This is a genomic window from Erwinia sp. OLFS4, from assembly GCF_002752165.1.
In the GTDB taxonomy this organism is placed as follows: domain Bacteria; phylum Pseudomonadota; class Gammaproteobacteria; order Enterobacterales; family Enterobacteriaceae; genus Izhakiella.
Genome location: NZ_MOMB01000048.1, coordinates 13,029 through 24,673 on the forward strand (window position 1 = coordinate 13,029; position 11,645 = coordinate 24,673).

Sequence of the window (11,645 nt, forward strand, 5' to 3'; positions counted from 1 at the left end):
TATCAGAACAGATCGCTATTATTTTTAAGTAATGCTTCCACGTCTTTATCTGCTTTAATATGAATTTCATGCTCAATCTTCACGTTCATATTGATGGTAATCGGTGCTTTGGGGGCCGCTACCTCAATACGTGGCACGCAGCCACAAAGCATCAATGCGCTGCCAAACAGCACAAAACCAAGACTATTTGTCATCCGACGTCCCCTTTTGCGATGGCAGGCTAATGTTGTCTTCCACCCAGGATTGCAAATTATCGCCAAAGCGCAGACTGCGCCAGAGCTGAAAAAGATTCTCACGATGGGTATAGTGCAAAGATACCCGCTGTTTACGATCGCTGAACTGGCTGGCCCCGTTCACCTGCGCCGTCATTTTCAGCCAGCCTAAGTTATTAAGATCAATCGTTGCCCACGAGCGTGAAATTTCCATATAACGCAGCCAGTCCATTGCCGCCCCTGCCGCCATATTATTGCTGGAAATGGCATCAGCCGTGTCTTTATCCAGCCGGAAGGTGAGCGGTCCTTCATTAGCAATCCAGCCTTTGTGGACCAGCCACTGCCGATCGTTCAGCCACAGTGGCAGCATGCCATTGACAAAACCCGACAAAGCAAACTGTTTTGGCTTCAGCGCGGTGATAAATTTGCTCAGGTTGATATGCCGCAGCCCGAGGTTTGCCGCCTCCTGTTGCGGCATCACCAGGCTGTCTAACGACAGCTGGCCATCCATCAGATCAATGTTAACATTACTCAGTCGCAGGGGTTGCTGGTCATTCCAGGGATACCAGCCCTGTAAATCCGCCCGGATATTGGTCAAATCAAACTGATTTTTAATCGCCGCGATGCGCAACGCCACCGGTCTCCTGGCACCAAAATACCATTGATGCTGTTTAAAACGAAAAGGCAGCGAGAAATCAACGCCCTGAAATTCGTTATCCGGCATACGGGCATAACCATCACCGACAACAAAATGGCCACCGGCCTGGAAACCTTCGCCACTGGCGGCAGAAAACGCCGCCTGGGCTCGCAGGGTACCACTCAGGATGCGCATTTTCAGATTCGGACTGAGTAACGGCTGAAACACCGGCAATGCCTGTGAAGGCCACCATGCCTGGCCGCGTAATCGCTGGCCATCCCAGCGCCCATGGAGCTGTACCGGCCCCATGTCACCAGCCTGAAGCTGGCCACGCCACAAGAACCAGGCCGGGTCGCGGCCATGCAGAGTTAATAGCAGATGACCATCCGGCAACTTGCCGCCATAACTGAACCGGGTCACGCTGGCATCCAGTTTCACGCTACCGCTGAAAGCGGGATGGCTGGGATCGCGCTGCCAGCGAATCGGCTCACCCAGCGTCAGACGCGGGGCATTCACCGTAACCGCAGCGTAACTTAGCTTATCAAATCCGGTAGAAAGACTATCCAGTTCAATTTTGCTGTAACGCCAGCTTCCCGTGCCGCGCAGATCCCAGTTGGCGCTAAATGGCGTCATATAACCCTTACCCCAGTAACGCCAGCGCCAGATCCCCTTATCCGGCCAGAACTGATGTGCCCCGCCATCAAGATGTAAGCGAAAATCGCCCATATTGGGATCATGGGCACTGAGAATAGCTTGTAAACGGCCGCTGATACCAGCAGCAGATAGCTGAACACCCGCCAGCGGCCAGCGTGCTTCATTCACTTCCAGCGTGGACAGTAATCGTCCACGCATGCGCATCAGTGCTCCCGGAGAAAAATGCAGTACCGGATCGAGCAGTGGTCCACGCAGCTCGCCGGGCAGGCTGGCATAAAACTGCAGGTGGGTAAGTTTACTGTCGCCGGTTATGCGTAAAGGCAGCTGGCTGTGTTGCCAGTCGGGTTTACCTGGACCAAAACTGACCACCACGTTGCCGCGGCCACCACGCCCGGCAGTCAGTACGTTGAGCCTTCCGCTGAGCTGCGCTGTGCCCACACCTTGTTGCCAGTCGTCTATCTGTAATGCGACGCCACCGGACACGGGCTGCCCGGCCCAGGGCCACTGCCACTGACCTTTACTGATTTGAATACGTTTGCTGTCTGCCTGCCAGGGCAGACGCAGTAACGGCTGCGCTTCGCCTTGTGCCGTTACCCTAAATTCACCTTGCTGTTGTTGCCAGACCAATCTGACATCAAGCGGAGCCGGCAGGTTAGCCACCTGCAGATTGCCACTTAATTCACCGCTTTCAGGCAGGCTATCAGGTCTCGCCGCCAGATTGAGGGTTCCGCGCAGGGTGAAAGGTTGCGGGCTGCCAGCCACAGGCAGCGTCAGATGCTCGATTGTCAGTCGCTTTACGTCCAACTGCGCCTGAGCACTGATGTTATGCCCGGTATAGATAAGCTGTTGTTGCCGGGAATTAACAGAGAGATGTAACCCACCTGACCAGGCCTGCCAGGGCGAAATAATGACGTTATCAATATCCAGACGTGCATCAGGAAGACGCTGCTGCCACTCATCCAGTGAACGCGCTGGCTGAGCACCACCACTGGCGGGCAGTTTACTCAGACACTGGCTGTCAAGCCGGGCAGTGACGGCCTGTAGCTGCCAGCGCTGATTTTTTCTTCCCAGCGCTGCCCCTTCCAGCTCAGCGAGCAGGCAGTCATCCTGCCAGTAGCGAATTAAGGGAAACCGCAGCTGATGGTGTTGCCAGCCAAACCGGCCGTTCATTTCCAGCCGGGCCTGTTCGGGTAGCCACAAGGCAATCACACGCGGCAACCAGAGTGAAGCACTGGTAAGCAGCAAGCCTGACAGTATAATAATAATCAGACAGATTATTCCAAGCGTTTTCAGACAGCGCCCCAAGGCGTTCCTCCCTATTCTCCCTGATTGCTCTGCTGGGATAATGGCATGAAGCGCCGACCGGGTGAAGTGTTATCGCGCCAGGCCGCCAGGAGTTAAATGATGAAGATAGCCGTGTACAGCACCAGACAATATGAACGTAAATATCTGGAGCAGGTAAACGAGAATTATGGCATGGAAGTCGAATTTTTCGATTTTCTGCTCACGGAACGTACGGCAAAGAACGCAATCAGCTGTGATGCCGTGTGTATTTTTGTTAATGACGATGGCAGCAGAGAAGTACTCCAGGAGCTGGCAGCGCTCGGAGTAAAATATATTGCGCTACGCTGTGCCGGATTCAACAATGTCGATCTTAAAGCTGCTGACGAATTTGGCCTGACGGTAGTACGCGTCCCGGCCTATTCCCCCGAAGCGGTTGCCGAACATGCCGTCGGCATGATGATGACGTTAAATCGCCATATTCATCGTGCCTGGTTACGCACCCGTGATGCTAACTTTTCACTGGAAGGTCTGACCGGATTTAATATGCATGGTCGCACCGCAGGCATTATCGGTACCGGAAAAATTGGCCTTGCCACCCTGCGTATTCTGAAAGGTTTTGGTATGCAGCTGCTGGCTTACGACCCCTGGCCAAATCCACTGGCGCTGGAGCTGGGCGCGGAATATGTTGATCTGGCAACATTATTTTCCCGTGCCGACGTGATCAGTCTGCACTGTCCGATGACGCCGCAAAACCAGCATTTGCTTAATGCCGGCGCTTTCGCACAGATGAAAGATGGCGTGATGATTATTAATACCAGTCGCGGCGGGCTAATTGATTCTCAGGCAGCCATTGACGCGTTAAAAATGCAAAAAATTGGCGCACTGGGGATGGATGTCTATGAAAATGAACGCGACCTGTTTTTTGAAGATAAATCAAATGATGTTATTCAGGATGATATTTTCCGCCGGTTATCTGCCTGCCATAACGTATTATTTACCGGCCATCAGGCATTTCTTACCTCAGATGCGTTGATCAGCATCGCTGAAGTCACGCTGGAGAACCTTGCCTGTCTGGCACGGGGGGAAATTTGCGCTAACCGGCTAACGGCCGGTCAGCAATAACAACTCACAAACAGCCGCCTGATGTCAGTGCGCTTTCGCTACAACGGCGGCCATTCGGTAACTGGCACATCCCGACGGCACTACCATCCAGCTGCCGGGAGAATGCCAGCGTTCCACCGGCGCCCCCGCAGGCATCGGCTGCAATAGAAGACATATGGGGTCTGGCCGCGACATGGGCACTGGTTGCCTGCTGTGGCGGTTCATCGTTATCCGGGGCACTGCTACAGGCAGCAAGGGCCATTACAGCAGCAGACAGGAATAAAGTCGCAGCTTTCATTGTTCGGACTCCGGGAAATGAACAGTTAAAACGTCAACAGAATAAGCAACGTTAACTAAAAGGTCGATACCTTTCATCTTTATTTTTACAAAACAAAAACGTCAAAATTGCAATGACAGGTTGTCTTATTTTTTTATTTTCGCAACGCTGACATCTCATCACCAAATAATCAGGAGGATACTAATGGTTGTTGATTTACTGGTTCGTGTTGCTCTGGCCGGCGCCCTGGGCGGGCTGATTGGTCTTGAGCGTCAGCTTCGTGCCAAAGAGGCGGGTTTGCGTACCCATATTCTGGTCGGTATCGGTAGTGCAATGTTTATGATTGTATCGAAATATGGTTTTGCCGATATGCTGCCGCTGGAACACGTTGCGCTTGACCCAAGCCGGATAGCGGCCCAGGTTGTCAGCGGGATGGGTTTCCTTGGGGCGGGAACTATCATGATTCAGCGCCAGGTCGTGCGGGGACTCACTACTGCAGCCGGTCTGTGGGTGACAGCCGCCATCGGTCTGGTGATTGGTAGCGGGCTGTATGAAATTGGTATTTATGGCACGCTGCTGGCTCTGGTGGTACTTGAACTGTTCAGTCGTCTTAGCCGTTATCTGATTGGCAAACATCACTCGTTATTGTTTCGCCTTAAGCCCAAAAGTGTGCCGATGGTGTTACTGACGTTACAAAAAGAGCGCATCCGCACCGGTCAGGTTTCGGTGGTTAATCGTGAAGAAGAAAGCGGACTGTGTGAGCTTTCACTTGACGTGACATTGTCACCAAGAGTCGATCAGTCACGCCTGTATGAAGCCCTGATGGAGATTAAAGGGGTGCATAGCCTGGAAATGCAGTAGAAAACGGCAATTTTGATCGTCAGTGCGCCGTAAACTTTGATTCCTTTATTTTTATAGGGATAAACGGCGTAGCTGTGCCAGACTCTGAAGCAGATTAACTTTAGAGGATGTCGTATGATCACTATCGACGGCAATGGTGCGGTGGCATCTGTCGCCTTTCGCACCAGCGAAGTGATAGCTATTTACCCGATCACCCCCAGTTCCACCATGGCCGAGCAGGCCAATGCCTGGTCTGAAGCCGGTCAGTCTAATATCTGGGGAGAGGTACCACGGGTTGTCGAAATGCAGTCAGAGGCCGGTGCCATTGCCACGGTACACGGGGCATTGCAAACCGGCTCGCTGGCCACCAGTTTTACCTCCTCGCAAGGCTTACTGCTGATGATCCCCACGCTTTATAAGCTTGCCGGTCAGCTAATGCCCTTTGTTCTGCACGTTGCCGCGCGCACGGTTGCTACCCATGCATTATCAATTTTTGGCGATCACTCTGATGTCATGGCGGTACGACAAACCGGTTGTGCTATGTTATGCGCCGACAGCGTCCAGCAGGCGCAGGATTTTGCGTTAATCGCGCAACTGGCCTCACTTAACAGCCGCCTGCCGTTTATTCATTTTTTTGACGGCTTTCGTACCTCACATGAAATCAATAAAATTACTCCCGTTAGCGATGACACCCTGCGTTGCCTGATGCCGCAGCAGGCAATCACTGCCCACCGTCAACGTGCTTTATCGCCGGAACATCCGGTGATTCGAGGCACTTCGGCGAATCCAGATAGCTATTTTCAGGCACGTGAAGCCACCAATCCCTGGTATAACGCCGCCGTACAGCATGTTATCAATGCCATGGATGATTTTGCCCGGGAAACCGGCCGCCATTATCAGCCAGTCAGATATGATGGCCATCCCCAGGCGGAACGCGTCATTGTTCTGATGGGGTCGGCAGCGGGCACCTGCCGCGAGGTGATTGACAGCGCGGCTATGCAGGGCGAGAGAATCGGTTTGATTAACCTGCATCTTTACCGACCTTTTCCGGCGGAACAGCTGCTGGCCGTGCTGCCTGCCACGGTCACGCGTATTGCGGTACTGGATCGTTGCAAAGAACCCGGCGCGCCGGCAGAGCCGCTGTTTCTGGATGTCATGTGCACCATGGCAGAGGCCGTCGCACAGGGTAAACGCGCCAGTATGCCGTTGATGAGCGGTGGACGCTATGGCTTATCCTCTAAAGAGTTCAACCCGCGCGCGGTTCTGGCCATCTTTCATGCGCTGACCCAGCCTTGTCCCCCCGCCCGCTTTACCGTCGGTATCTACGATGACGTCACCCGTCTGTCCCTGCCTCTGCCAGTGCAAAACGTGGATAATCACGCCCATCTGCAAGCACTTTTTTATGGTCTCGGCAGTGATGGCAGCGTTTCGGCAACCAAAAATACGATTAAAATTATTGGTGACCATACGCCGCTGCAGGTGCAAGGCTATTTTGTCTATGACTCTAAAAAAGCGGGCGGTCTCACCGTTTCACACCTGCGCGCCAGCGAGCGGCCAATTCAGTCAGCCTATCTGGTGGACGAAGCCGATTTCATTGGCTGCCACCAGTGGCAGTTTATTGACAAATACCCCTTGTGCCAGCGTCTGAAACCGGGCGGCCTGTTTTTACTCAATTCGCCCTGGTCCGCCAGTGAGGTCTGGCAGCGGTTGCCACAGGAAGTTCAGGCAACGCTGGTGCAAAAAAAAGCCCGCTTTTTCGTGATTAATGCCAGTCGCATTGCCCGCGAATGCCAGCTTGGCGGACGGATTAATACCGTAATGCAAATGGCTTTCTTTGCACTGAGCGGCATTATCCCTGCGGCGGATGCCCTCTCTCTGCTACAGACTGCGGCCACCCGCAGCTATGGCAATAAAGGTGATGACGTGGTTGCGCGTAACCATGCGGCACTACAGGCCGCCTGTGCCGGACTGGAAGCGGTGGCGTTACAACCGGTCAACCCGCAAAGCCATCTGATGCCGGCGGTGGTGAGTGACAGCGCCCCGGATTTCGTTAAAACGGTAACCGCCACCATGCTGGCGGGACTGGGTGACACTCTTCCCGTCTCAGCACTGCCGCCGGACGGCAGCTGGCCCACCGGCACCACCCGCTGGGAAAAACGCAATATCGCCGAAGCAATACCATTGTGGAACGCAACGCTGTGCACCCAGTGTAATCATTGTGTTGCTGCCTGTCCGCACGCGGCTATCCGGGCCAAAGTAGTGCCGCCTGAGGCGCTTGACGCTGCAGAAAGTGATTTACCTTCACTGGATGTCAAATCACGCGATATGCGCGGCCAGAAATATATTTTGCAGGTCGCACCTGAAGACTGCACTGGCTGTCAACTTTGTGTGGTGGTTTGCCCGGCGAAAGACCGCCAGAATCCTGCGATTAAAGCGTTAAATATGCAATCGCGACTGGCACATGTCAGCGAAGAAAAACAGCGTTATGCCGCCTTTCTTGCCCTACCAGAAATACAGCCGACCCAGCTGGAGCGTATTGATATCCGGACATCACAACTTATCACGCCGTTATTTGAATATTCTGGCGCCTGTTCTGGCTGTGGTGAAACCCCCTATATAAAATTGCTGACGCAACTTTATGGCGATCGCCTGTTAATTGCCAATGCCACCGGCTGCTCGTCAATTTATGGCGGTAATTTACCTTCAACCCCCTACACCACCAACCGGGAAGGCCGTGGGCCGGCATGGGCTAACTCGCTGTTTGAGGACAATGCTGAATTTGGACTCGGTTTTCGGCTCAGTGTCGATCTCCAGCGACAGCGCGTACAACGGCTGATTCATCAGTGCGCTTCGCGGCTACCCGCCGACCTGACAGCGGCCCTCCTGGGTGACAACGTCACAATTGAGCACCGTCGTGCGGCAATCGCTGAACTGCGTACCTTGCTGGCCGACGATAGCAGTCCGCACGGCCAGGCGCTCTGTCAGCAAGCCGATGGGCTCATTGATAAATCGGTGTGGGCAATTGGTGGTGATGGCTGGGCTTATGATATTGGTTTTGGCGGCCTCGATCATGTACTCAGCCTGAGTGAAAATATCAATATTCTGGTGCTGGATACCCAGTGTTATTCTAACACCGGTGGCCAGGCGTCCAAGGCAACCCCGCTCGGCGCCGTCACAGGGTTTGCAGAAAACGGTAAACGTAAAATGCGTAAAGATTTGGCCATCAGTATGATGATGTATGGCCATGTCTATGTTGCACAAATTTCACTGGGGGCGCAGCTGAATCAGACAGTAAAAGCGTTACAGGAGGCCGAAGCCTATCCCGGGCCATCACTGATTATTGCCTATAGTCCATGCGAAGAGCACGGCTATGATCTTGCCGACAGTCATGAACAGATGAAGCTGCTTACCGCCAGCGGATTCTGGCCCCTGTATCGTTTTGATCCGCAACGTCTAAGTGAAGGAAAGCCGGCGCTGTCGCTGGATTCACGACCGCCAACCGCCGATCCTGCTAGTGTACTGAACAACGAACAGCGCTTTCGCCGCCTGAATCAGCAGCAACCCGAAGTTGCCCGCCAGCTATGGACAGAAGCAGGTCAAGAGGCCCGGCGTAAGTATGCGCTGCTGGCGCTGCTGGCCGGAAAAGCGGAAGTATAATCAGAGGGAACGATGCAGGCAAAATGCCTTCAGGCTATATTGCCTGTTCAGGATAAACGGTATTGTTACCAACAGGAGTGTTTTATGTCAGATAAATCGCTGATGATCATCGCAAAGTTTATTGCCAGACCGGGTAAAGCCGACGAGCTGCAAACGGTGCTCAGCCGCTGTATTGAACCCAGTCGCGCTGAAGCTGGCTGTTTATACTACGATCTGTATCGCAGCCTGGATGACCAGAATACCTTTTTATTTCATGAGGGCTGGCACAGCCAGGCGGCGCTCGACCGTCATGGTGAACAGCCACATTTTACCAGGCTACTGGCGGATGCTGCCGACATGTTACAACAACTGCCTGAAATTATAGTAAAATAAATGGACGGGCGGCGGCTGCCGCCCTGCCATCCTCACCGGTTTGCCTCTCCTGCCCGACGGTGCTTATCATCCTATCAATATCATTACCCATCACATAATGATAACGCCAGTGTAATATTATGCATGCAATGGTTTACCTGCTGTTTAAATTAATGCCGGCATGATCAGAATCTATTAGACGTAAGGATGTTCCTGGCTTAGGATTGGCCACAAAACCGGCGTTTGAATGGACGCGATAATTTTTTCAGGATGTGTTATCCTCCGCCGGCATTACCTTAAATACAAAGTCAGCAGTACTTTGCTTATCATTTTCATACTGTAGCAACATGCTGGAATGTTCATTTCTGGTAAAACACAGACAGAAAACAAACAGAGACGCTAAATGAACGACTGGCAGCATATCCGACTCACTTACGTTACCCATTTCTATTGTAATCAGGGCAATATCGATTCCGTTCTGTCGCTGCTGCGTTCCTATGAGCACTATCCAAAAGACATTCTGGATAGTACGCATTTTGTTATCGTCGACGATTGCAGTAGCGTTGAGTATGAAGTGCCGGCATTGAACCTTAACCTCACCTGGTTGCGCATTGATGATGATATCCCCTGGAATCAGGGGGGCGCGAGAAATCTTGGCGTCACGTATGCCAAATCAGATAAGATTCTGATGACCGATCTGGATCATCAGCTGCCTGAAGATACATTCCGCTATCTTATCACTCACAAAAATCCTGGACGCAGCTTCTATAAAATTTATCGCAACGATCCGGCCACAGGTAAATTAATCAAAGGACATAGCAATCTATTTTTCATGTCCAGAGCCAGATTTTTCCGACATCATGGCTATGATGAAGAATTTTGCGGTCATTATGGTGCGGAAGATTACCGCTTCGTTAAATATCATAAATATCATGGTTCGGTGCAGCGCTATCTGCCGCGCCGTATCCGCTGTGATATACGAGAAATTGACCGCGAAAGTTCATACCATAGCCTCAATCGCGATCTGTCGTTTAATACCCCGGTTGACCTCAAAAAAGCCGAAGAAATAGCCACGTATGGTGCCGAGCATGGGCACAGTCGCAACTTTCTCAACTTCAGATGGCACATTGTGACAATCAGCAGCCGTACGCCGGACAAACCGCAGCCGCGCCGCTGGTGGAAACCGCTGTGGTGGTTCCGTTGTCTGATTGCACCGCTGGCCCGTTAGCCGATTGTCCGTCAACTCCAGAACTCAGGTTATTAAATTTCATCCTGCTGCAAGCCGGATAAAGTGGCTAATCAGGCCGTCGCGGCGGCCTGCATGACTGATACACACCACGCCTGCCGTTACCGGCAAGAAGTGTCCGCCATTATGGTAAATACGTCAGTCGTTACGCCACTTAAGCAGCAATCCCTTGTTGCCGGCACGCTTACGGCTATCGGCAGCATATTCGGATTGCCACTGCCCTGACGGTATAGCGCATAAATCCCATTTTCATGCATCCGGCTAGCAAAGTCTTTCTTTGATTTGTTCAACATAAGCCGCTGCCAGATGTATTACGATCTACTGGCATTAGCGGTTTAACAGTACTATTCCTTCTTAACCAAACAGCGTTATAGAGAAAAACAAATTGTAATAAAGGCATATTAAATTTCATTATAATAAAATTTAATTTATATTAAACAACAGAGATTTTAATTATTTTTATTACAATCCAGATTAATATTCATTACTCTGTTAATCTCATCTGGTTTGATTCATATAAGAAAGGGAAAATGAAAAAACTCTGCAGCGCAGGCACATTAACATTAATAATACTCATAACCCAGCAGGCAAAAGCTGAACATCCCGCTTTCACCGGGGAGACTAATGTCAAGCCGATTGATTACCACCTCAAAACGCTGGATATGGTTTCGTTACTGAAAGACTCATTTCAGCAGCACAATAATCACGTCATGTTAAAAATGGATAATCAGGACAATATTAAAGAAGCCAGTCATTTCAACCGCTCCGGGCCTTCCGGAGTCGATAACAGCGTCACGATAAGCACCACTAAAAATACGCCAGACTTTTCTGGGAACAATAGTTATTTTAATAACTATTATAATAATTACTACAATAACTTTTATAATAATCAATACAACAATAACTATAATAACAACTACAACAACCATTATAATAATGACTACAATAATTACCATAACAACAACAACAATAATAATAATGGTAATAACAATAATAATAACAACAATAACGATAACTACAACAAAAACTTCTCTGCTACCAGTGACAGCCATCCTGCTGGCAACACCCACGCAGCCAGTAAAAATCGCTAAATGATAATCAGGCGAATGCGTATGTTAACATATTTATTCTCTGCACTATTTCCTCCAGGATGCAGCCCTTCTGTCAGGATAAAAGTCATCGCGGACAGCCGCATAAATTGCACATTCAATTTTCTTTGTAAGGCGCCAAAATCACATCAGCACACGGCAGCTTTCGCTTTTGCGCAAACAACGGCCTAAAACACGCTGGCTTTCGTCGCCGGAATCAGTACCATACGCGGCATACTTTTGCCCAGTGGCCGACCCTGCCGGTACGAGCCGGTTGTTTTGTCCGTCGGCGGGGGCA

10 protein-coding genes are annotated in these 11,645 nt (G+C 51.2%); 7 read left to right on the plus strand and 3 right to left on the minus strand.

The genetic code is table 11. The features are described 5' to 3' along the window. Positions 1–2 precede the first annotated feature (2 nt). Entirely contained in the window at positions 3–194 is a 192-nt protein-coding gene (locus tag BL249_RS09735; protein WP_099707528.1) for a YnbE family lipoprotein, read from the minus strand. Continuing rightward, a complete protein-coding gene (locus BL249_RS09740) occupies positions 184–2,808 on the minus strand; it encodes a YdbH family protein (protein ID WP_099707527.1) in 2,625 nt (874 codons plus the stop codon). Before BL249_RS09740 ends, BL249_RS09735 begins: the two co-directional genes overlap by 11 nt. Before the next feature lie 99 nt (positions 2,809–2,907). Between BL249_RS09740 and BL249_RS09745 the strand changes: the two genes are divergently transcribed. Then, positions 2,908–3,909 carry a 2-hydroxyacid dehydrogenase gene (locus BL249_RS09745; RefSeq protein ID WP_099707526.1) on the plus strand — a complete coding sequence of 334 codons (1,002 nt, stop codon included), beginning with the start codon at positions 2,908–2,910 and terminating at the stop codon, positions 3,907–3,909. Between the two features lie 4 nt (positions 3,910–3,913). On the opposite strand, the gene BL249_RS09750 is transcribed toward BL249_RS09745, so the two are convergent. Further along, positions 3,914–4,186, minus strand: coding sequence for a putative hemolysin (locus BL249_RS09750; RefSeq protein WP_099707525.1), 273 nt, complete (start codon positions 4,184–4,186; stop codon positions 3,914–3,916). 183 nt (positions 4,187–4,369) lie between these two features. Between BL249_RS09750 and BL249_RS09755 the strand changes: the two genes are divergently transcribed. The 6 genes from BL249_RS09755 to BL249_RS18980 all read left to right on the plus strand — a co-directional run bounded on the left by BL249_RS09755 (position 4,370) and on the right by BL249_RS18980 (position 11,350). Beyond that, positions 4,370–5,026: an MgtC/SapB family protein gene (locus BL249_RS09755; protein WP_099707524.1), complete on the plus strand. Its 657-nt coding sequence runs from the start codon at positions 4,370–4,372 to the stop codon at positions 5,024–5,026. Positions 5,027–5,140: 114 nt separating this feature from the next. Next, positions 5,141–8,662 carry a pyruvate:ferredoxin (flavodoxin) oxidoreductase gene (nifJ, locus tag BL249_RS09760; RefSeq protein ID WP_099707523.1) on the plus strand — a complete coding sequence of 1,174 codons (3,522 nt, stop codon included), beginning with the start codon at positions 5,141–5,143 and terminating at the stop codon, positions 8,660–8,662. An 84-nt stretch (positions 8,663–8,746) separates the two neighbouring features. Next, entirely contained in the window at positions 8,747–9,034 is a 288-nt protein-coding gene (locus BL249_RS09765) for a putative quinol monooxygenase (RefSeq protein ID WP_099707522.1), read from the plus strand. Positions 9,035–9,416: 382 nt separating this feature from the next. After that, positions 9,417–10,241 carry a glycosyltransferase family A protein gene (locus BL249_RS09770; RefSeq protein WP_099707521.1) on the plus strand — a complete coding sequence of 275 codons (825 nt, stop codon included), beginning with the start codon at positions 9,417–9,419 and terminating at the stop codon, positions 10,239–10,241. A 93-nt stretch (positions 10,242–10,334) separates the two neighbouring features. Next, complete coding sequence (locus tag BL249_RS18975; protein ID WP_158233114.1) at positions 10,335–10,484, plus strand: hypothetical protein; 150 nt, start codon at positions 10,335–10,337, stop codon at positions 10,482–10,484. Positions 10,485–10,789: 305 nt separating this feature from the next. Next, positions 10,790–11,350, plus strand: coding sequence for a hypothetical protein (locus BL249_RS18980; RefSeq protein WP_158233080.1), 561 nt, complete (start codon positions 10,790–10,792; stop codon positions 11,348–11,350). The last annotated feature ends 295 nt before the right edge of the window (positions 11,351–11,645 follow it).

What these genes read in the sequence shown, in the direction of transcription:
- BL249_RS09735 (WP_099707528.1), bottom strand. Translation starts at nt 194, where the DNA reads ATGACAAATAGTCTTGGTTTTGTGCTGTTTGGCAGCGCATTGATGCTT.
- BL249_RS09745 (WP_099707526.1), top strand. Translation starts at nt 2,908, where the DNA reads ATGAAGATAGCCGTGTACAGCACCAGACAATATGAACGTAAATATCTG.
- BL249_RS09750 (WP_099707525.1), bottom strand. Translation starts at nt 4,186, where the DNA reads ATGAAAGCTGCGACTTTATTCCTGTCTGCTGCTGTAATGGCCCTTGCT.
- BL249_RS09755 (WP_099707524.1), top strand. Translation starts at nt 4,370, where the DNA reads ATGGTTGTTGATTTACTGGTTCGTGTTGCTCTGGCCGGCGCCCTGGGC.
- nifJ (WP_099707523.1), top strand. Translation starts at nt 5,141, where the DNA reads ATGATCACTATCGACGGCAATGGTGCGGTGGCATCTGTCGCCTTTCGC.
- BL249_RS09765 (WP_099707522.1), top strand. Translation starts at nt 8,747, where the DNA reads ATGTCAGATAAATCGCTGATGATCATCGCAAAGTTTATTGCCAGACCG.
- BL249_RS09770 (WP_099707521.1), top strand. Translation starts at nt 9,417, where the DNA reads ATGAACGACTGGCAGCATATCCGACTCACTTACGTTACCCATTTCTAT.
- BL249_RS18975 (WP_158233114.1), top strand. Translation starts at nt 10,335, where the DNA reads ATGACTGATACACACCACGCCTGCCGTTACCGGCAAGAAGTGTCCGCC.
- BL249_RS18980 (WP_158233080.1), top strand. Translation starts at nt 10,790, where the DNA reads ATGAAAAAACTCTGCAGCGCAGGCACATTAACATTAATAATACTCATA.